This window comes from Hanstruepera sp. CR43, assembly GCF_055227665.1.
The window spans coordinates 2262185-2282004 of sequence record NZ_CP200078.1 but is presented as its reverse complement, the minus strand read 5'-3'; the positions used below and the strand labels follow the sequence as shown (position 1 = coordinate 2282004).

21 protein-coding genes are annotated in these 19820 nt (G+C 34.7%); 9 read left to right on the top strand and 12 right to left on the bottom strand.

Annotated elements, in window-relative coordinates:
• Nucleotides 1–4: 4 nt before the first annotated feature.
• Nucleotides 5–583 (bottom strand): PhnA domain-containing protein, encoded by a 579-nt coding sequence (locus tag ACKXGU_RS10405; RefSeq protein WP_463465256.1) that lies wholly within the window; start codon nt 581–583, stop codon nt 5–7.
• Between the two features lie 138 nt (nt 584–721).
• On the opposite strand from ACKXGU_RS10405, the gene ACKXGU_RS10400 reads away from it, so the two are divergent.
• From ACKXGU_RS10400 to ACKXGU_RS10385, 4 genes are all read left to right on the top strand, one after another.
• On the top strand, nt 722–1126 hold the full coding sequence (locus ACKXGU_RS10400) for a hypothetical protein (RefSeq protein WP_463465255.1): 405 nt from the start codon (nt 722–724) through the stop codon (nt 1124–1126).
• A gap of 132 nt (nt 1127–1258) precedes the next feature.
• Nucleotides 1259–2341, top strand: coding sequence for an efflux RND transporter periplasmic adaptor subunit (locus ACKXGU_RS10395; RefSeq protein ID WP_463465254.1), 1083 nt, complete (start codon nt 1259–1261; stop codon nt 2339–2341).
• A 21-nt stretch (nt 2342–2362) separates the two neighbouring features.
• A complete protein-coding gene (locus tag ACKXGU_RS10390; RefSeq protein WP_463465253.1) occupies nt 2363–5605 on the top strand; it encodes an efflux RND transporter permease subunit in 3243 nt (1080 codons plus the stop codon).
• Nucleotides 5598–7052 (top strand): TolC family protein, encoded by a 1455-nt coding sequence (locus ACKXGU_RS10385; protein ID WP_463465252.1) that lies wholly within the window; start codon nt 5598–5600, stop codon nt 7050–7052. The genes ACKXGU_RS10390 and ACKXGU_RS10385 overlap by 8 nt, the downstream gene beginning before the upstream one ends.
• A gap of 63 nt (nt 7053–7115) precedes the next feature.
• On the opposite strand, the gene ACKXGU_RS10380 is transcribed toward ACKXGU_RS10385, so the two are convergent.
• From ACKXGU_RS10380 to ACKXGU_RS10345, 8 genes are read right to left on the bottom strand one after another with little or no spacing between them, the layout of a single operon-like run.
• Nucleotides 7116–7478: an MmcQ/YjbR family DNA-binding protein gene (locus tag ACKXGU_RS10380; RefSeq protein WP_463465251.1), complete on the bottom strand. Its 363-nt coding sequence runs from the start codon at nt 7476–7478 to the stop codon at nt 7116–7118.
• A 24-nt stretch (nt 7479–7502) separates the two neighbouring features.
• Complete coding sequence (locus ACKXGU_RS10375; RefSeq protein WP_463465250.1) at nt 7503–7913, bottom strand: GNAT family N-acetyltransferase; 411 nt, start codon at nt 7911–7913, stop codon at nt 7503–7505.
• Nucleotides 7897–8253: a DUF4260 domain-containing protein gene (locus tag ACKXGU_RS10370; RefSeq protein ID WP_463465249.1), complete on the bottom strand. Its 357-nt coding sequence runs from the start codon at nt 8251–8253 to the stop codon at nt 7897–7899. The genes ACKXGU_RS10375 and ACKXGU_RS10370 overlap by 17 nt, the downstream gene beginning before the upstream one ends.
• A gap of 1 nt (nt 8254) precedes the next feature.
• Nucleotides 8255–9004 (bottom strand): cyclase family protein, encoded by a 750-nt coding sequence (locus ACKXGU_RS10365; RefSeq protein WP_463465248.1) that lies wholly within the window; start codon nt 9002–9004, stop codon nt 8255–8257.
• Entirely contained in the window at nt 9004–10164 is a 1161-nt protein-coding gene (gene hemW / locus ACKXGU_RS10360; RefSeq protein ID WP_463465247.1) for a radical SAM family heme chaperone HemW, read from the bottom strand. Before hemW ends, ACKXGU_RS10365 begins: the two co-directional genes overlap by 1 nt.
• A gap of 2 nt (nt 10165–10166) precedes the next feature.
• Nucleotides 10167–10556 (bottom strand): hypothetical protein, encoded by a 390-nt coding sequence (locus ACKXGU_RS10355; protein ID WP_463465246.1) that lies wholly within the window; start codon nt 10554–10556, stop codon nt 10167–10169.
• A 41-nt stretch (nt 10557–10597) separates the two neighbouring features.
• Nucleotides 10598–11152, bottom strand: a complete 555-nt coding sequence (gene ruvC / locus ACKXGU_RS10350) for a crossover junction endodeoxyribonuclease RuvC (RefSeq protein ID WP_463465245.1) — start codon at nt 11150–11152, stop codon at nt 10598–10600.
• Nucleotides 11152–11790 carry a cell envelope biogenesis protein OmpA gene (locus ACKXGU_RS10345; protein ID WP_463465244.1) on the bottom strand — a complete coding sequence of 213 codons (639 nt, stop codon included), beginning with the start codon at nt 11788–11790 and terminating at the stop codon, nt 11152–11154. Before ACKXGU_RS10345 ends, ruvC begins: the two co-directional genes overlap by 1 nt.
• A gap of 49 nt (nt 11791–11839) precedes the next feature.
• On the opposite strand from ACKXGU_RS10345, the gene ACKXGU_RS10340 reads away from it, so the two are divergent.
• The 4 genes from ACKXGU_RS10340 (at nt 11840) to ACKXGU_RS10325 (ending at nt 15611) form a co-directional block, all read left to right on the top strand.
• The gene (locus ACKXGU_RS10340) at nt 11840–12808 is read left to right on the top strand and encodes a hypothetical protein (protein ID WP_463465243.1); all 969 of its coding nucleotides are present in this window, start codon (nt 11840–11842) and stop codon (nt 12806–12808) included.
• On the top strand, nt 12805–13929 hold the full coding sequence (locus ACKXGU_RS10335) for a glycosyltransferase (protein ID WP_463465242.1): 1125 nt from the start codon (nt 12805–12807) through the stop codon (nt 13927–13929). The genes ACKXGU_RS10340 and ACKXGU_RS10335 overlap by 4 nt, the downstream gene beginning before the upstream one ends.
• Before the next feature lie 63 nt (nt 13930–13992).
• A complete protein-coding gene (locus ACKXGU_RS10330; protein ID WP_463465241.1) occupies nt 13993–14880 on the top strand; it encodes a hypothetical protein in 888 nt (295 codons plus the stop codon).
• Complete coding sequence (locus ACKXGU_RS10325) at nt 14880–15611, top strand: Bax inhibitor-1/YccA family protein (protein ID WP_463465240.1); 732 nt, start codon at nt 14880–14882, stop codon at nt 15609–15611. Before ACKXGU_RS10330 ends, ACKXGU_RS10325 begins: the two co-directional genes overlap by 1 nt.
• On the opposite strand, the gene ACKXGU_RS10320 is transcribed toward ACKXGU_RS10325, so the two are convergent.
• Entirely contained in the window at nt 15608–16084 is a 477-nt protein-coding gene (locus tag ACKXGU_RS10320; protein WP_463465239.1) for an energy transducer TonB, read from the bottom strand. The two genes, ACKXGU_RS10325 and ACKXGU_RS10320, sit on opposite strands and share 4 nt — an antisense overlap.
• A 128-nt stretch (nt 16085–16212) precedes the next feature.
• On the opposite strand from ACKXGU_RS10320, the gene ACKXGU_RS10315 reads away from it, so the two are divergent.
• A complete protein-coding gene (locus tag ACKXGU_RS10315) occupies nt 16213–16722 on the top strand; it encodes a DUF456 domain-containing protein (RefSeq protein WP_463465238.1) in 510 nt (169 codons plus the stop codon).
• 252 nt (nt 16723–16974) lie between these two features.
• On the opposite strand, the gene ACKXGU_RS10310 is transcribed toward ACKXGU_RS10315, so the two are convergent.
• Both ACKXGU_RS10310 and ACKXGU_RS10305 read right to left on the bottom strand, forming a co-directional pair.
• Nucleotides 16975–17649 (bottom strand): response regulator, encoded by a 675-nt coding sequence (locus ACKXGU_RS10310; RefSeq protein WP_463465237.1) that lies wholly within the window; start codon nt 17647–17649, stop codon nt 16975–16977.
• Nucleotides 17650–17667: 18 nt separating this feature from the next.
• Nucleotides 17668–19695, bottom strand: a complete 2028-nt coding sequence (locus ACKXGU_RS10305) for a tetratricopeptide repeat-containing sensor histidine kinase (protein ID WP_463465236.1) — start codon at nt 19693–19695, stop codon at nt 17668–17670.
• Nucleotides 19696–19820 lie beyond the last annotated feature (125 nt).

Below are 19820 nucleotides of genomic sequence, written 5' to 3'. Positions count from 1 at the left end.
AGTTTTAGGTCTTCTTTACATATTTAGTGATAATGACTATTTGCTGACCATCAACTTTACCTTCAATATATTCTGCATTTTCATGATCCAAACGAATATTTCTCACAGCAGTGCCTTGCTTGGCCACCATACTGGAACCCTTAACTTTTAGGTCTTTAACGAGTACAACAGAATCGCCATTCTCCAATACCACACCATTAATGTCTCTATGAATAATTTTTTCAGATTCATCTTTGTCTTCACCTGTTGCACGAGCTAAAGCCAAAGCTTCATCATCTAAATACATCATATCTAACAAATCTTTTGGCCAGCCTTCATGACGAAGTCGTTGCAACATGCGCCAAGCCATAATTTGGACAGCCACGTGTTCGCTCCACATACTATCGTTAAGACAACGCCAATGATTTGGATCCATTTCAGTTACACCATTTATTTGATCTAAACAGGTTTTACAGACTAATAGATCGTTGGCTACATTTTCATTTAATGATGGCGGAATGGTATATTGCTGTAAGTCTTTTGTAGCTGAACACAGTTCGCAGGTATGATTGCTTCGCTCTTGAAGCATTTGTAAGACACTCATAAAATAATTTTGTGCAATATTACACTTAAAAATGAGTAACTGCAAAAACATTATTTGTTTAAAAACAAACCTTTAAGATAAATTTTACACAAAAAACTTGTAAGGAATAAATCGTCAAAATACTTTTGTACCCGAAAAATGAAAAAGGCATTTCTAACATATGTATTAACCCTCGTTGTCATTCTAGGCGGCTTAATGCATTTGCACGCGCATTCTAGTCAGCATCATGATCCCGTTTCTTACAATGAGTTGTTAAGTAGTAATGTTGCTTCATTATCGAGTAATACGCAATTTCTTCCGTCCTCAACTCATGCCTTTTTGAAGTTTAAAAAGGTATTTGCCGAACCCACGGAAAATGAAGAAATTGATGGATTTGAAAAAAGTCAATCATCAAAATTCAGTGATGACGTCTCAACTTTATTTTTATATAGTTTCTTCAAAAATAGTCTATTTGAATTTGAAGAGCTCACTTTAGGTTGCAATAAACCTTCAAAGGCATTTTCTTATAAACGCTACATCAAATTCGAAGTCTTTAGAATTTGATATCTGTTTACAGGTAGATAAACAATTTCTTATCTAATTCCTGAAATTATCTCTCATTTCAATTTTTATATGTCTGTGCTCATTAACACAGTCAAACCACTTATCATTTTAATCATCAAAATTCATTTTATTATGAAAAAAATCCCAATTATCATGGGCCTTTTAGCCATGGTTTTAACCATTGGCTGTAATTCTCACAAAGAGGAAAAACACGAAGAACGTACATTTCAGGTTACTAATCCCGTTTACAGAGACACTTCCATAACTAAAGAATATGTGGCTCAAGTACATTCTATTCGACACATAGAATTGCGCGCTATGGAAAAAGGCTACCTACAAAACATATCTGTAGATGAAGGACAGTCTGTTAAAAAAGGCCAGCCTTTATTTCAAATTATGCCCAACATTTATCAAGCTGAATTACTCAAGGCTAAAGCCGAAAGCAATGCCGCATCTATCGAATACGACAACACCAAATTATTGGCAGATAATGAGGTTGTCTCGCCTAATGAACTGGCTCTTGCAAAAGCCAATTTTGACAAAGCTAAAGCTGAAGTTGTTCTCGCTGAAACTCATTTAGGCTTTACTGATATAAAAGCCCCTTTTGATGGCATTATTGATCACTTTCATGTTAGAGAAGGTAGTATGTTGGATGAAGGTGAACTACTCACAACACTCTCAGATAACAGTAAAATGTGGGTTTATTTTAATGTGCCTGAAGCAGAATATCTGGATTATATTATGAATGCTGATCAGAATAAAAACCAAAAGGTCAATTTGCTTTTAGCAAACAATAAGGTATTCAATCAGCAAGGTATAGTAGAAACCATTGAAGGTGAATTCAACAACGAAACTGGGAACATTGCCTTCAGGGCTACTTTTCCAAACCCAGATAGTATTTTAAGACACGGTGAAACAGGAAATATTCTAATGACCATTCCACTAGAACATGCATTACTTATTCCTCAAAAATCAACATTTGAAGTTTTAGATAAGCGATACGTTTTTGTTATAGACCAAGATAACATTGTCAGACAACTAGAAATCAAAGTCGGCGCAGAACTTTCCCATTTATTTGTTGTTGAAAGTGGCTTAAATGAAAACGATAACATATTGCTGGAAGGTATCAGATTGGTCAAAGATGGACAAGAAATAAAATACGAGTTAGAAGATGCTAACGAAGTATTGAATAGCCTTGAAATGTACGCCGAATAACAATTAAAAAAAATTAGCAACATGTTTAAAAAGTTTATTCATAGACCTGTATTGGCCATTGTTATTTCCGTAATTATCGTCTTTACTGGTTTATTAGCAATCAAACAATTACCGATTTCGCAATTTCCGCAAATTGCACCTACAACGGTCAATATTTTTATAGCATATCCTGGCTCTAGTGCCGATGTTTTGGTTAAGTCTACCCTTATTCCATTGGAAACAGCCATAAATGGTGTTCAAGGCATGCGTTATATTGCTTCTGATGCCACTAGTGCGGGTGAAGGAACACTTCGTGTCATCTTTGAACCAGGGACAGACCCCAACGATGCCGTAGTCAGGGTAAAAACGAGGGTAGATCAAGTTATGCCATTATTACCTGAATTGGTACAACGTGAAGGTGTTATCATCACACCAGTACAACCAAGTATGTTGATGTATGTGAACCTTTACAGTAAAAATAAAAACGATGATGAAAAGTTTCTGTACAATTACGCCTATACGCGAATCGTTCCTGAAATACAGCGAATAAATGGTATAGCGAGTGCCCAAATTCTAGGTAGTCGTAAATTCGCCATGCGTGTTTGGTTGAAACCAGACCGTATGCGAGCCTATAATATATCTGCCGAAGAAGTCCTTGAAGCTATGGAGGACCAAAGTATCTTGGCGAGACCAGGAAGAATTGGTCGTAGTTCAGGTAAAAAATCTCAAGCATTGGAATATGTTTTGACTTACAGAGACCGCTATAGCACAGCCGCTGAATACAAGGATATTATAGTCAAGGCCAATTCAGAAGGTGAAATTATTTCATTAGGCGATATTGCCGATGTTGAATTGGGAAGTGAATTCTTTGATATTTATTCCAATTTAGACGGGAAACCTTCGGCATCCATTGTACTCAAGCAAACTTTTGGAAGTAACGGTAGTGATGTTATTAACGATGTTAAACAAAAACTCGACGAACTTAAAGAGGAACTCCCACCAGGTGTTGAATATAAAATCAGTTATGACGTTTCAAACTTTTTGGACGCTTCCATAGAACAAGTACTCCATACCTTGAGAGATGCTTTCATTCTTGTGGCCATAGTTGTGTTTCTATTTTTAGGTGATTGGCGTTCGACACTTATTCCAATAATCGCTGTACCTGTGTCCTTAATCGGAGCTTTCTTCATCATGCAGATTTTTGGTCTTTCCATAAACCTAATTACGCTCTTTGCCTTAGTATTAGCTATTGGTATTGTGGTTGATAATGCCATTGTTGTGGTAGAAGCGGTACACGTAAAAATGGAAGAAGAACATCTATCGCCTTATAAGGCATCGCAGGCTGTTTTAGGCGAAATTGGTGGTGCCATTATTGCCATAACATTAGTTATGGTATCGGTTTTTATTCCCATTTCATTTATGTCGGGTCCAGTTGGGGTTTTCTACAGACAGTTTTCAATAACCATGGCAGGTTCCATTATTATATCAGCGATTGTAGCATTGACATTGACTCCCGTATTGTGTGCCATGCTATTAAAAAATAATCATGGCTTGACACGAAAAAAATCACCTATAAACCGCTTCATTGATTGGTTTAATAACGGGTTTGAAAAACTTACTGGGCGTTATGTTGGTTTCTTGAAATATATTGTAGACAGACGAGTAGTTACTTTTGGTCTTTTAATTGCCTTTTGTGTGGGAATCTATACTACCAATAAAGTATTACCTGCTGGATTTATCCCAAGCGAAGACCAAGGCATGATTTATGCCATCATTCAAACACCTCCTGGTGCTACTTTGGAACGCACCAATGAAGTAGCCAGAAAACTTCAAGCCATTTGTGAAGAAATTGATGGTGTTGAATCGGTTTCGTCATTAGCAGGTTATGAGATTATGACGGAAGGTCGTGGATCCAATGCAGGAACTTGTTTAATAAACCTAAAACCATGGTCTAAACGAGAACACTCCGTTCATGAAATTATGGAAGAACTTGAGGAGGAATCCAAAGACCTTGGCGCCATTATTGAATATTTTGAACCACCTGCTGTTCCAGGCTTTGGTTCTTCAGGCGGATTTTCTTTGCGTTTATTGGATAAAACCAACTCCACTGACTATCATGAGTTTGAACGCATCAACAATTCTTTTTTAGAAGAATTGGGCAAACGTAAAGAGTTGAGCGGTTTATTTACATTTTTTGCCGCTAATTATCCACAATACGAATTGATAATCAATAATAAAGTGGCTATGCAAAAAGGAGTTTCTATCGGCAGAGCCATGGAAAACCTCAACATTTTGATAGGTAGTACCTATGAGCAGGGCTTTATTAAGTTTGGTCGCTTTTTTAAAGTTTACACCCAAGCTGCTCCAGAATATAGGAGTCAACCAACCGATTTGGAAAAACTATATGTTAAAAATGAAGAAGGCGAAATGGTTCCGTATTCTGCATTTATGAAAATGGAAAAGCGTTTGGGTCCCAATGAGATCACCCGTTACAACCTATATAATTCAGCTGCCATTCGTGGTTTACCGGCTAAAGGATTTACCAGCGCCGATGCCATTAAAGCCATTCAAGAAGTAGCCAAAGAAAAATTACCAAGAGGCTATGATATTGCTTGGGAAGGCTTATCATATGATGAGGCAAACAGAGGGAATGATGCCATCGTGATTTTCGGGATTGTTCTCATCTTTGTTTACTTTGTATTGGCAGCGCAATACGAAAGTTTCCTTTTACCATTTGCTGTGCTACTCTCGCTTCCGGTTGGTGTGTTTGGTTCCTTCCTGTTGTTAAAATTAATGGGGTTATCCAATGATGTTTATGCACAAATTGGTGTTATCATGCTCGTGGGATTACTTGGTAAAAACGCTGTATTGATAGTTGAATTTGCGGTTCAGAAACACAGGCAAGGCGCCTCGGTTTTAGATGCCGCCATAGAAGGTTCTAAAATGCGATTCAGACCCATACTCATGACCTCATTTGCCTTTATTGCCGGTTTAATACCATTGGTAGTTGCTACAGGCGCTGGCGCCATAGGAAATAGAACCATTGGTGGTTCGGCTCTTGGTGGTATGCTTTTAGGGACAATATTCGGGGTGATCGTCATTCCAGGATTATACTATGTATTTGCTAAAATGGCTGAAGGTCGAAGTCTCATTAAAGATCAAATTCATGAGCCTATTTCTGAAGAATTTATGCGAACTAGTGAAGGTGAGGGCAGTATTCGAGCAAGGTTGAAAGCCATGAACAAACAATTAAAGAAATTAATGAAACGTAAAGACAATGAATAACTATAAATTCAATAATAAAACTTTTAGATTAGGGTCTGCATGCATTCTTGTAGCCCTAATTCTAAACAGTTGCGCCCCTTCCAAAGACTTGAAAGAAGCCAATACCGTTTTACCAGAAGGGTATCAAGAAACGGTTATAACAGACTCCTTGAATACTGTGGATTTAAATTGGAAAGCCTTTTTTAATGATGCCAACTTGATTACACTTATTGATTCTGCATTGGTCAACAATCAAGAGCTGAATATCATCCTGCAAAAGGTGAATATGTCTGAAAATGAAATACAAGCACGAAAAGGTGAGTATTTACCTTTTGTAAATGTTGGTGCAGCTGCCGAGGTTGAAAAAGTTGGTCGATATACCAGTCAAGGCGCAAATGACGCCAATACAGATATTAGACCTGATGAGGAATTTCCGGAACCGTTACCCAATTATAATGTAGGTGTTTTTGCTTCCTGGGAATTGGATGTCTGGAAAAAACTTCGGAATTCAAAAAAGGCTGCTGTAATGGAATACCTGTCAACGGTTGAAGGTAAAAACTTTTTGGTGACCAATTTAATTTCTGAAATCGCCAGCTCCTATTATGAGCTTCAGGCATTGGATAACAAATTGGCTATAATTGAGCAAAACTTAAGCCTTCAAAATAATGGATTAAAAACCATTCAACTACAAAAACAGGCAGCCAGGGCTACAGAATTAGGCGTGCAACGTCTTCAAGCTGAAGTTTTCAAGAACCAAAGTGAACGTTATGCCGTTATGCAGGAGATTGTTGAAACTGAGAACAAAATCAATTTCCTTTTAGGGAGAACACCACAACATGTGAACCGTCGTTCGAAAGAATTTATTGAAAAGGAACTGGATACTATGTATACAGGAATTCCTTCCCAATTGCTGTCTAATCGTCCGGATATCAGGCAGGCTGAATACGAGCTGGAAGCAGCCAAGTTGGATATTAAGGTGGCCAAAGCTAATTTTTACCCTTCATTTACCATAAAGGCTGGTGTTGGTTTTGAAGCATTTAATCTCAAATATTTGACTTCGACTCCCCAATCATTAATCTATACACTTGTAGGAGACATGATAGCACCACTAATAAACAGAAATGCTATAAAAGCTGAATATAACAATGCAAATGCTAGGCAAGTTCAAGCCGTATTCGAGTATGAAAAAACTATATTAAATGCTTATATAGAGGTTGCCAATGAATTATCAAATATTGAAAACCTTCAGAAAAGTTATAATCTGAAAGATCAACAGGTAGAAGCCTTAACCAAATCTATTGATATTACCAATAAACTTTTTAAATCTGCCAGAGCGGACTATATGGAAGTTTTGTTGACCCAAAGAGATGCTTTGGAATCTAAAATGGATTTGGTTGAGACCAAAAAGAACCAGCTTTTAGCTAGAGTCTCCATGTACAGACATCTAGGAGGTGGATGGCAAAATTGATGAGTGGTTAGTTTTTTAGTGTTAAAAGCCGTTTCTACATAATTGAGAAACGGCTTTTTTTAATTACAAAAATTCGTTTTGAATTTTTTTTGGCAACGATTTTACGATTAAGTCATAAGAATCATCAATCATCTGTTTGACAAAAGGCATATCTAACTCACCTTTAAAAAGCCTAATGGTGTTCCAGTGCTTTTTACTCATGTGGTAACCAGGCTCAATGCTTTCATATTGCTCTCGCAACTCCAAAGCATACTCTGGATCACATTTTAAATTGATGGCCTGCTGATTTTCTTCCCACCTCTTTAACGAAGTCAATAAAAACATTTTACCAGCAACCTTAAAAACCAATACATCCTCATCAAAAGGAAAATGCTCAGTTACTTGTTGTTTTGATAGACAGTAGTTTCGTAATTGTTCAATGTTCATGATTATCTCATTTTATCCAATACACTATTCAAGTAATCGTTCCATTACTTTTTCAGGATGTTTTAATTCTGTGAAACCAAATTGTTTATACAAACCATGCGCATCCGATGTTTTCAGCATCCAAACTTTACAGGTCTTTAACAACGGGTCATTTATGATAGATTCCATGAGCTGTTTGGAATAGCCTTTGCCGCGAAATTCAGGTAAAATGAACACATCCATAAGATATACAAATACGACATAATCGGTTACGATTCTCGCAAATCCTATTTGTTTGTCATCTAAATAGACTCCAAAACACAAGCAACAATCAATTGTTTTTTGGACCTCACTAATAGTCCTTCCTTTAGCCCAATATGTGGTCTTTAAAAAATCATGAATAACCTCAACCTGAAGTTTTGATTTATCTTTAGAAATTTTAATTATGCTTTCCAACTTTTCCTAAATGTGTGTCTTGAAATGAGGAGTTATATTTTAATCCATAACCAAAAATCCGATCCAAGGAAGCATGAGAAAATATCATTATTCCAATTAATTGGATTAAGTCATTTCTGTAAGCAACTCCAATTATATAAATGATGATTGCCAATCCCTTATGATGGCATAAATTATAGGTAAACGCACCAACTTTGGAATTGATTAAATAGCCTAACATCCCAATATCAGGCGTTAACAGTAACACCAAAAACCACCACCAGACATAATGCAATTGATTAAAGGCAAGAATACCCAAACCAAACATGGCTAATTCTTCTAGTTTTAATAAATTTTTCATGTTATTCTAAAGGTTGGTATAGTACCGGTTTACTAGGTGATGCATCATTTTCAAAAGGTGCAATTTGTAAGTTTAAGAAATAAGTTCCATCTACTACTTTATTCGGCACAAAAATAAACTCGGTTATTGTACAATCCTTTCTAATTTTTCCATTTATATCCCAAAAAGCTTTGTGGGCTTTTAGGGCACCTTCATCTTTTTCCTTATCAACACTAGGCAAATCAATAAGTAGATGTTTAATCCCCATTTTAACTAAAAACTTTACGGCATCTTCTTGCAAATAAGGCCAATTGGTATTTGAATATTGTTTTGACTTTTTTTCAGTGGTATTGGGAATGGTTCTGATAATAATGGCATCGCGTTTTTTATTTCCAAAAGCAAATTGCAGCTGCTTTTTGGAAATCACAAAGTCATCCTCTATTAACTCTGGTGCTACCGTTACCAGTTCGGCTAAAAAGAAAAACTGTTTAAGACTCTTATTTACCGAATGCACTGTTTCGGTAATATGCCCTACACATTCCGTATGCGTACCATGAGCGTGTGGATTAAACTGAATATTATTAAAATTCACACTAGCTCCTTTGGAAACACTTGCAATCCATTCGCCTTCTTGAACGGGATCAATTTTGGGCTCATCAATATACCAAGCATTTACGTTTGATTTTGATGCTTTAAGTGGAATGGAAATATCTAATGGTTTTGACAAATCAACTTTATAATTCCTGGAATTGACATGTATGTTTGCTAGCATTATAAATTAAGTTTAAAAAGGTCAGACGCTATGCCGTCAGTTAAAAATTTACCCTTTGAAGTAACTAAAAGTACATCGTTTTGAATATACAACAATTGTTGGTCAATATAACGTTGGGCTTGTTGTAATAAATACTTTTTATAGGAAATTCCAAATTCTGTTTCAACTTTTGTTAATGATACACCCCAAATGGTTCGTAAACCAGTCATAACGTATTCGTTATAAGAATCGGTTGTGGTTAAACTTTCCCATTCTATGGCAAGTTTATTATCTTTTAAAGCCTTAATATATTTTGTATTGTTACGAACATTCCAACCACGCTGTTGTCCATTAAAAGAATGTGCCGATGGCCCAATGCCTAAATAGGTTTTCCCTTGCCAATAAGCTGTATTGTTTTTGCTAAAAAAATTGGGTTTACCAAAGTTTGAAAGTTCATAATGAACAAATCCTTCAGACTCTAATTTACCAACCAACAATTGAAATTGTTCTTGTGCTACGTCATCATCAACATCTGGCACGATGCCCTTTTTTATAAAACTTTCTAAAGCGGTTTTAGGTTCAACCGTTAAAGCATAGCATGAAATATGCGGAATATTATAAGACAATGCTATTTCAATATTTTCAAGCCATTGCTGGTTATCGGCATTAGGAATACCGTAAATTAAATCAATGGATATATTATCAAAATACCTGGTGGCTTCCTGTAAACAATTTTTAGCCTCTTGTGCATTATGTGCACGATTCATCAATTTTAAATCCTGTTCAAAAAACGATTGTATACCAATGCTCAAGCGGTTTACACCTATCTCTTTATAACTTTCAAAAAGACCTCTCGACTCCGCTCGAGGTGACAATTCACTTTGAATTAAATCATCAGGGTTAGTCTCTAAAGTAATTTCTGGAGAATTTGAAACATTGTAATGTTTGCAAATCTCATAAATCAAAAATCGTAATTCGTCAATCGTTAATAAAGACGGGGTTCCTCCTCCAAAGTAAATAGTCTCTACAACCTGATTTTGTAACTCTGCTTTTCTTAAAAACAATTCATTTTGCAAAGCTGAAACCATGTCAGCTTTCTTTTTTAGAGAAGTCGAAAAATGAAAATCACAGTAATGACAGGCTTGTTTACAAAAAGGAATGTGAATGTAGATGCCTGCCATGATTATAATTTTTTATAGAATTTAAATGAACAAAAAATCATAAACAAGAACAGAAGAATCAATGAAACTAAATTTTTATCTACGTTTTCATCTTTATAAAGAAAAATATCTTGTTCTGAATTAGTCGCAAGAAAAATTTTATCACCAGGATTGAGAGTATTGCAATACTTATCTTTTAACCTCTTGGAGTGCATTTTATTATTATGATAAAATCTAAAGTATGCATGTAATGATTTATTGCTTGTATTGCACGAGACAGGGACATCAATAATAATAACCTCAACAAAATTTTCCTCATTAAGAATTCTATACTTTTCAAAATCAAGTTTGATTAGATATGCAACTCCTAAAGAAGCTATAATCGCTATTATTAAAAAAATTCTATTTACCATCAGAAAAAACAGATTTCTGCCTTCGCAGGAATGACAGATAATTATTTTTTAACCCGATCTTCATTCTGCTTAACAAAACTGGCCCAACCTGAATAACTTTTACCAACACTAACACGCCCTTGGTTGTAGAAATGGCATACTGCAGCGGCCAGACCATCGGTGGCATCCAAGTTTTTTGGTAGTTCTTTTAATTGCAACAAACTTTGCAACATTTTAGCCACTTGCTCCTTACTGGCATTTCCATTTCCTGTAATGGCCATTTTTATTTTTTTAGGAGAGTATTCTGTTATGGGTACTTCACGTGATAAACCAGCTGCCATAGCCACCCCTTGCGCACGACCTAATTTCAACATACTCTGTACATTCTTCCCAAAAAAAGGCGCTTCAATAGCAATTTCGTCTGGATGATGGGTTTCTATGAGTTCAATGGTGCGTTCAAAAATAAGCTTCAACTTTAAATAATGATCATCATATTTTTTCAGGTCCAGTTCATTAAGCTGCATAAAGGACATCGTTTTGCCTACAACTTTTATGAGGCCAAAACCCATAATGGTTGTGCCAGGATCGATTCCTAAAATAATTTTTTCTTTGCTCATTATTCACAAAAATAGCAACCGCTTAAGGATATGGAAACACCCACAGTAACCGTTAACAAATTCCCATTAAAGGAACCGTAACCTTCATTTACCGGATCAAAATCTCCTCCAAAACCAAATATATAAGATGTGTCTAAATAAGCTGAAAATGTCCGCGTAATAGCATAATGAAACTCAATTCCTGCCATGACATTGAAAAATGTATTCTTATTGTCAGCGTAATCACTTAATGGCTTTATAAACGACATACCAGGACCAGCATGTCCTACAATCCCTATGTGCGTTGGCAAGAAGGTCATCAAAGTTGTAGCATCATAAACAAACTGGGCGTTGATTCTGCTATAGTTGATTTTAAAATAAGGAGAATCACCATTGTTTGCTATTCGATTAAAGCCATAATCCAGCTTTACACCATATTGTGGTCTAAACATACGCTGTACGCCAAGATTAATTGTTGGAAAATTCACTGGCTTGGCTTCAAATCCAGGTACAAATCCGCTTGAGCTAGGGCTATTGATTCCAATAGCAAATTGCCCTTTCCATCGACTGGCCTCACTCTGTCCGAAGCCATCGACAATCATGAATAAAAACCCGATAATTAAGCAGTAAAATCTATAATTAGCAAAAAATGACTTCATATAACTTTTATGTTTTATTTTGTAAAAATTTAACTGCGACCTCAAGTATATGTTTGGAGCCGTTCCTTACAAAACTAAACAATTCTTTTTTGTACTTATTAAATTAAGTATAGTTGTTGGTGCTTTTTATTTTATCTATCACAAGTTGACAACTAACCACGAGTTAGATTTTCAAGTTTTTACCCGGTTTTTATCAAAAAATGACGCTTTTATCACAAAAAACATCATTTTTTTAGTGATTTTAAGCATTTTTAATTGGTTTTTCGAAATTTTAAAATGGCAACATTTAGTGTCGTTTTTTAAAAAAATATCTTTTTTAAATTCACTGGAACAAAGTCTTGGGTCATTAACCGCCTCCTTATTTACTCCAAATCGGATTGGTGAATACGGAGCCAAAGCCATGTATTTTTCAAGGAGTGACACTAAAAAGATATTGGCATTAAATTTATTAGGAAACTTTATGCAAATGTCTACTACCGTATTATTTGGTGTAATAGGCTCCTGCTTGTATTTATTAAAATATTCTTTGGATATTGAGTATTACAAACTGTTTAGAATTGGTGTTGTCATTTTCATAATTGCCATATTTCCCATCATGGGTTTGATTAAAAGTAATTTTTCCATAAGAGGCATTTCCATATCAACGGCCAAAATATTTTACACCTCAATTCCATGGTATATTTATTTCAAAGGGTTTTCATTTTCAATCATTCGATATTTAATTTTTTCCTTTCAATTTTATGTTCTCCTTAAAATGTTTGGCTCAACCTTGAATTATGTTGATGCTATGACAATTATTACAACTATGTATCTTTTAGCATCCATTATTCCAACACTTGCTATTTTTGATGTTGTTCTCAAAGGCAGTGTGGCCGTTTACCTGTTTTCCGTAATCAAAATAAGTAACTTGAGTATTTTAAGTGTGGTGACCCTTATGTGGATACTAAATGTTGTTTTGCCAAGTCTGTTAGGTGCTATGTACATTTTAAAATTCAAACTCCCTAAACAAGCACTATGATTATTGGTACGTTTATCATATTAGGTTGTTATCTCATTCTTATTGGGAGCTTTATTTTTGGGTTTGATAAAGTCAAGCAATTTGAAACAATATCAACAGAACCCCAAACTAATTTCTCGATAGTTATTCCCTTTAGAAACGAAGCCGAAAACCTCAAAGAACTCATTGATTCCATTAAAGGGTTAGAATATCCTAAAACCCATTTTGAAATTATTTTTGTTGATGACAGCTCAACTGATGATTCCGTTTCGATTATTAAAAATCATCTTAGTGACTATCCTATAGACTGGACCGTTTTAAAAAATGTTGTGGACACAAAATCACCGAAAAAAGATGCCATAAAAACAGCCATTTCCTATTCCAAACACGACTGGATTTTGACCACTGATGCCGATTGCCTGCTACCCAAAACTTGGTTAAAAACTTTTGATAGTTTTATTCAAAATCAAGACCATTTTCTCATTGCGGGACCAGTTAAATTTCAGAAACCAAAATCCTTTTTAGAGCACTTTCAAAATTTGGATTTCATGAGTTTGATGGGAACTACCATAGGCAGTTTTGGAATAAAAAAACCTTTTATGGCCAATGGTGCCAATCTCGCTTATACAAAGTCTTTTTTTCAGGAACTTAACGGATTTGAAAATCATTTAAATATAGCAAGTGGTGATGATGTATTCCTGTTGCAAAAGGCCGTGAAACAAAACCCTAGTCGTGTAGCCTATCTTAAATCAAAGAATGCTATAGTAACCACAAAACCACCATCCAATTGGAACGGTCTAATTTCCCAACGCATTCGCTGGGCTTCAAAGGCTTCCAGTTACAAAAACCTGTTTTCGCTTGTTACAGGCTTAATTGTTTTGGTTGCAAATTATTTACTGATCATTCTGGCTTTACTAGTCCTGACCACTGAGTTAAATTTGAGAATCCTATGTTTCACAATCATTTTAAAAATGGCAGTAGACTATATACTTATTCATAAATCGAGTGATTTTTTTGATCAAAAAGTTCCTGTTTTGTCTTTTATTTTATCTAGTTTGTTATACCCGTTTTTCGTGTCGTTGGTAGCCTTTTTGGCAACATTTAAAGGTTATAAATGGAAAAATAGGTCATTTCACAAATAGCGAAATGATTTGTAAGATGTCGTTTAATTTTTATAGTTTTACAAGTATCCAAAAAATGAAAAAATGAAAAAGTTATTTCTAGTAATCGGTTTTATTGTTATGGGCATTTCAGGTTTTGCTCAAAACACCTATACCATCAACAATGAAAGTTTAGAACTAAAAACAGAAGTTGAAGGCAATCTAGATTTATTGTGGAATATTTTTGATGGCAAATACCGATATTTTGTAAGGACTAAAGATGGTAATATCCAGGAATTAGTCAATACTAAAAGTGAAGAAACAAACAAGTATCAAGAAGAATATAAAACCGTTTTAAATAACTTAACTCAAGATTATGGATTAAATGCCGACAAAGTAAATCTGACCTTATTTAGTCTTAAAGAGTATTTAAACACCTATAATGCTACTTCTGATTTAAGTTATAATTATAAGGGTCGTGCCAAAATCAAATCCCGATTAGGTGCTTTTGGAGGGTTGACCAATAAGCCGTTTGTTGATAATATTAACAATAAGTCGGTGCCATTTTTCGGACTGGAATTTGAAGTTTTTGAAGAGAGTAATTTACCACGACATGCTTTATTTTTTCATTTAAGACACTCCCTTAAGGACGATGACTTTGATTATTCATCAACGCAACTGGCCATTGGGTATAGATTTCGAGTGATTAACAAAGAAAGATTTAACTTTTATGGGAATTTGAAGATTGTTACCTACGGTCATTCTGACGGGAAGGTCTATTATGAGGATGCGGACAATCCTGGTTCTTTAATTGAAGAAGATGTTTCAACCACAGGCATTCAAGTACCGTTTATTTTAGGTGTTGGAGCAGATATTAAGATTACTAAAAATAGTTATATCACCTTGGCTTATCATGATATCTATGCTGTATTTATTGATAACAGTGACAATTTCCCAATAGATTTTGCTATAGGCTACAAGATTAATTTATAGTGCGTTTAAACCAAACTTCAAACCCTGCTTTTTCAGATTATTTTTGGGAAGACAACAGGGGCACTTCTCAAACCATGAGTGTTAAAGGCATTTTTATAAAATCAATGGTTTCAATACTCATGATTGCCTTTGTTACTGGTTGCATCTGGAAATTACATAGTGACGGTTATCCCGCGAAATGGTTTACTATGGGAGGCATGTTAGGAGCTATTGTTATTAGTATTATTATTTCAGTGAGACAACATTGGGCAAAATTTCTTGTCCCTCTCTACGCTATAGCTAAAGGCTGTTTTTTAGGTGGTTTCAGTAGTTATATTCAAGCTGAATTTCCTGATATGCCATATCAGGCTATTGGCGTTACCATTGTGACATTTTTGGTTATGTTGATTTTATATCAAACCCGTTTGATAGTGGTTACCAAAAAGTTACGAAGTATTATTGTAACAGCTTGCGCCAGTATTTTTGTAACCTATATTATTTCTTGGATTTTAGGCTTTTTTGGTATCAAGGTTTTTATTTGGGGAACCTCGTGGTGGGCCATAGCTTTTAATATTGTTGCCGCTATTTTTGCATCATTATCACTATTGTTGGATTTTGACTATATAGAACGCCATAAAAATAAAGCACCCAAAGAAAAAGAATGGCTTGCCACCTGGGGATTATTGGTTACTTTGGTTTGGCTATATGCTGAAATTCTACGACTGATGCGTAAATTGGCTATACGTTATTAATTTGCCTGAATGATAATAGGCAAGGTAAATGCCGTTTTGACTTGCTGTCCCCTTTTAAGAGCCGGATATACTTTAGGCAAAGACTCCAAACTAGTATTTATGAGCTGTCTGATATTTGGTATTTCAATTAAAGTTAAAGAGTCTACCTTAAAATCTTGAATGGACATTTTGCCTTTCTCTGAAATTTGAAATTTGATTATCAACGTATCATTTAAGTTTTGAGAAACGACTATGGTGTCCGATTGAATATTTTTAGTGATTGCTTGAGTCAACGTATTTTGAAAACACGTTTTCTTGCTTTTCTTGGTTGTCTCGTTCTCACAAATAGCAAACGAAGGGTATTCATCTACCTCACTCCAGTTAAATGTTTTAAGCTCTTCATTTAAAATAGCTTCAGAAGATGTCTTTTTGACATCAAAGTAATTGCAAGATGTTAAAACGATAAAAGCAACAATTAGATAGCCTTGTTTCATAGTTAGTTATGAAACCGAAAAGTACAATTTTTTGGGAAAATATGAAGATACTATTAAAAATATCAACCCTCAAGAAATATAAATCATGTAACATTCTTTAGTTATCTTCGTCATACAAACAAAAACATATGGATATTTTTCTTACCTGTTTGGGGTTTCTGTTTATGTTAGCGGGTATTTTGGGTAGTTTTTTACCTGTTTTGCCTGGTCCGCCTTTAAGCTGGATAGGCTTATTGCTGCTTTATTTAACAAATGCAGTTGCAGACAACTGGATATTTTTAGGAATAACATTAGTGATCGCATTATTGGTTTTTGCTTTGGATTATATTATTCCAGCCATGGGAACCAAAAAGTTTGGAGGCAGTAAATATGGTATGATTGGAACAACCATAGGTTTACTCGTAGCCATTTTTTTTCCTATCCTCGGGCCATTAGGAATTATAGTCTGGCCTTTTGTTGGTGCTTTGGTTGGCGAACTAATCAATAAATCTGACTCTAAAAAGGCTATGAGAGCGGCATTCGGCTCATTGCTGGGATTCCTTACCGGAACCTTCATTAAATTTCTAGTGGCCGTTATTTATCTTGGCTTTTTTATATCTACTGTTTGGGACTATAAAAGCAGTATTTTTTCCTTTTAAAAGAAGAAACCTCATGATTTTCGGTTAGTATGAAAACCACGAGGTCTGTGTAAATGCTATTATCAACAAATTTTTTGAGGGATTCATCAAATCTGTCGTTGATATTCAAATGTATGTATAATAAACTTATTTCTGTTGCGGAAAAACCGTAGACTTGTTACGGAAAAACCGTAAAAACCCCTATCGTAAAGGGCTTACAAATCATGGAATGTGTTTGAAAAACTACAATTTTAACATTTTTTGAAAGAATTTTTAGATAAATCCTTTCCTCCTGGCCTCGTCAAGGAGCGTTTCGTCATTACCATCCTGCACATCAAAAAGTAATTTTAGTTGTTTTTTACGTTTTTCAATGGCACTCATAGACATATCGATATGATCCTTTAAACTTTTGGTTCGGATACCTTGAGATAATAAATACAAAATTTTCCTGTCAATATCATCAATATCAATATCATTGGTAATAGATCTTCTGACAATACTATTGACAGTTCCACTATAAAATGGCGGATTATTTAGAACGGCCTGAAAGGCACTGGCCAATTCACTTGAAGTTAAATCACTTTTTATCAAGAAGCCTTCCGGATCGATATTTTTAATTAGATTATGAACGCGATAGTTTTCATTAAACATGGTAAGCATAACAATTTTAGCTTCAGGCATGATTTTTCTGGCATATTTTGCCAAATCTTCACCCGAATTAAATTTACCATCAGCCGATGGTGGCAAACTGATATCCATAAACAACACATCATAAGGCTTTTCAGCTTCGATAGCACGTTGCATAAACTTCACCGATTCATCACAATTATTCGCAATATCAATCAATAGCTTTTGATTATCTTTTTTAGTTGCCAACAGTGTGTTTTGATACCCCTCAATAATAATTGGGTGATCATCAGTCATGAGTATACGAATCGTTTGCTCCATCAGGTGTTATTTATTAGGTTAGATTGGGATTTTAATTAAAATGCTGGTTCCTACGTCTTTTTCTGAAGTAATATTCAATTCACCTTGAATTTCCTTTACTCTAGAATTCATGTTTTTAATACCAATACCTTTTTTGGCTTTATTGACATCAAAACCCGAACCATTATCTGTAATGAACAAGCAAATTACATTATTTTTTAGTTTAAAACTAATCTCTACATGAGTTGCATGAGCATGCTTATAAATATTTTGCAACGACTCCTGAATAATTCTATAGACGTGGATTTTCGTTTTATTTGGCACATCTTCCCAAACAATATCACCTTCAATACTGATGTCACTCTTGAAGCCATAGGCATCCGATTGGGTTTCAATTAAAGTAGCAATAATATCTTCATAACCCGAGCCTGAAACAAATTCTGTGTTCAATTCATGAGAGACCTTTCTAATTTCCTGCTCAATATTTTTTAATTCAACAATGTAGCCTTCTCTGGTTTTTATGGCTTCTTCACTCGTGCTTAAATTTAAACTGTCCAGACTCAATCGTGTCCCAAATAAACGTCCTAAAATACCATCATGTAATTCTTCAGATATTCGCTTCTTTTCAATGGATCTAGCTTCATCTATCTTGTCTTGTTGTGATAGCATGAGATTATAAATCTCTTCATTGGCTTCCTGTTGTTGTTGGACTAATTTCAACTCTTTATTTTTAGCACGTTGAGAAATAATGATATATAACAACACTAATGTTATCAACAATCCAGCGGATAGAATCAACAGCCACATACGTTCCCGTGTTATCTGCTGATTTTTTAACTCCAGTTGATCTGTTTCCAATTCTATTCGCGCGAACTTATTTCTAATGGCACGTTCCTTATTGACCAAACTATCACTTAATTTGACATATTCATTCAAATAGGAGGTATCAGTGGTATCAATTTTTGATTTCAGCTTTAGTGCATTTAACACGACATCATGAGTTGAAGTACTTCTTCCTAAACTATAGGCGACATTAGAAAAATATTTTGCGGAATCTAACACCTTTTTATCCAAATAATATTCTGAAGTATTTAAAGCAACCGACATGATACTAGCCTCGTCTTGAATACTATCACTAATTTTGTATGCCTCATATAACATACTTTTGATTTCTGAATCAGGATATTCATTCATTAAGTGTTTTAAATGTGCATAATCACCCAAAATCAATGCATAATTTTTAGGCTCTTCCATTAAAAGTGCTTTATTTTCAAATAAATCTTGATAGATTTTTAATGCTTTATTATATTGCTTAAGCTCTTTATAGATAAGTGCAATATTACTATTGGAATATAATGTATAGAGATAGTTATCTTCCATTTTATCACTAAAAGACAATGCTTTATAATGATACTCAATAGCTTGATCAAAGAGTTTTAACTCATCAGCTGAAATAGCGATCAAGTTATATAAGGCCCAAAGATTATCTAATGTGTCTTCATTTTGAGGCATCGTCTCATAAATCTTTATTGATTCTGCTGCTGTGTTTTCACAACCCACATAATCACGTTCCTCAAATTGAATATCGGCCATTGTAAATAATGTTCTGGCCTTATCATCCTGCATGTTTAATTCATCAAAATACTTGGTTGTGTTATAGTAATAGTGGTAGGCACTATCTGGCCTGAAATTAACTTTATGATACCATCCCAAAACATTGTTTATGTAAGCTAATGCCAAAGTATCTTTGAGCTTTTTAGCCAATTTAAGGTTCTGGTGATTGAGGCTATAAATTGAATCTGGCAGCATTTCTCCTCTACTAATCTTATTAAGATAGAGAGTAGCTAATAATCTTTTTGTTTTTAAAATACTCGTGTCTTGCTTTGAATTATTAGCCAGCCTAATGGCGTTTTTTACATTAATAATTCGGTAATCCAAATTTTTTGATTGGTCCTCGGCAATTGTTCTGTAATATAGAAGACTATCCGTAATAGGCAACTGATTAGACTCTTGGGCGTTAAGAGTCAAGTAAGGAGTAAGAAGTAGGAAAAAAACTAATATTCTCAAGAACATAAGAAATTTCTATGTCCTTAAAAATATCAAATTTTGATAGATAAAATCTACTAAAAGAAAAATAATAAATGAACCCCTAAATAATTTTAGAGGTTCATTTAGCAAATATGGCAGAAACT

Coding starts and splice junctions, on each gene's coding strand:
- ACKXGU_RS10405 (WP_463465256.1), bottom strand. CDS start 583: ATGAGTGTCTTACAAATGCTTCAAGAGCGAAGCAATCATACCTGCGAA.
- ACKXGU_RS10400 (WP_463465255.1), top strand. CDS start 722: ATGAAAAAGGCATTTCTAACATATGTATTAACCCTCGTTGTCATTCTA.
- ACKXGU_RS10395 (WP_463465254.1), top strand. CDS start 1,259: ATGAAAAAAATCCCAATTATCATGGGCCTTTTAGCCATGGTTTTAACC.
- ACKXGU_RS10390 (WP_463465253.1), top strand. CDS start 2,363: ATGTTTAAAAAGTTTATTCATAGACCTGTATTGGCCATTGTTATTTCC.
- ACKXGU_RS10385 (WP_463465252.1), top strand. CDS start 5,598: ATGAATAACTATAAATTCAATAATAAAACTTTTAGATTAGGGTCTGCA.
- ACKXGU_RS10380 (WP_463465251.1), bottom strand. CDS start 7,478: ATGAACATTGAACAATTACGAAACTACTGTCTATCAAAACAACAAGTA.
- ACKXGU_RS10370 (WP_463465249.1), bottom strand. CDS start 8,253: ATGAAAAATTTATTAAAACTAGAAGAATTAGCCATGTTTGGTTTGGGT.
- ACKXGU_RS10365 (WP_463465248.1), bottom strand. CDS start 9,004: ATGCTAGCAAACATACATGTCAATTCCAGGAATTATAAAGTTGATTTG.
- hemW (WP_463465247.1), bottom strand. CDS start 10,164: ATGGCAGGCATCTACATTCACATTCCTTTTTGTAAACAAGCCTGTCAT.
- ACKXGU_RS10355 (WP_463465246.1), bottom strand. CDS start 10,556: ATGGTAAATAGAATTTTTTTAATAATAGCGATTATAGCTTCTTTAGGA.
- ruvC (WP_463465245.1), bottom strand. CDS start 11,152: ATGAGCAAAGAAAAAATTATTTTAGGAATCGATCCTGGCACAACCATT.
- ACKXGU_RS10345 (WP_463465244.1), bottom strand. CDS start 11,790: ATGAAGTCATTTTTTGCTAATTATAGATTTTACTGCTTAATTATCGGG.
- ACKXGU_RS10340 (WP_463465243.1), top strand. CDS start 11,840: ATGTTTGGAGCCGTTCCTTACAAAACTAAACAATTCTTTTTTGTACTT.
- ACKXGU_RS10335 (WP_463465242.1), top strand. CDS start 12,805: ATGATTATTGGTACGTTTATCATATTAGGTTGTTATCTCATTCTTATT.
- ACKXGU_RS10330 (WP_463465241.1), top strand. CDS start 13,993: ATGAAAAAGTTATTTCTAGTAATCGGTTTTATTGTTATGGGCATTTCA.
- ACKXGU_RS10320 (WP_463465239.1), bottom strand. CDS start 16,084: ATGAAACAAGGCTATCTAATTGTTGCTTTTATCGTTTTAACATCTTGC.
- ACKXGU_RS10315 (WP_463465238.1), top strand. CDS start 16,213: ATGGATATTTTTCTTACCTGTTTGGGGTTTCTGTTTATGTTAGCGGGT.
- ACKXGU_RS10310 (WP_463465237.1), bottom strand. CDS start 17,649: ATGGAGCAAACGATTCGTATACTCATGACTGATGATCACCCAATTATT.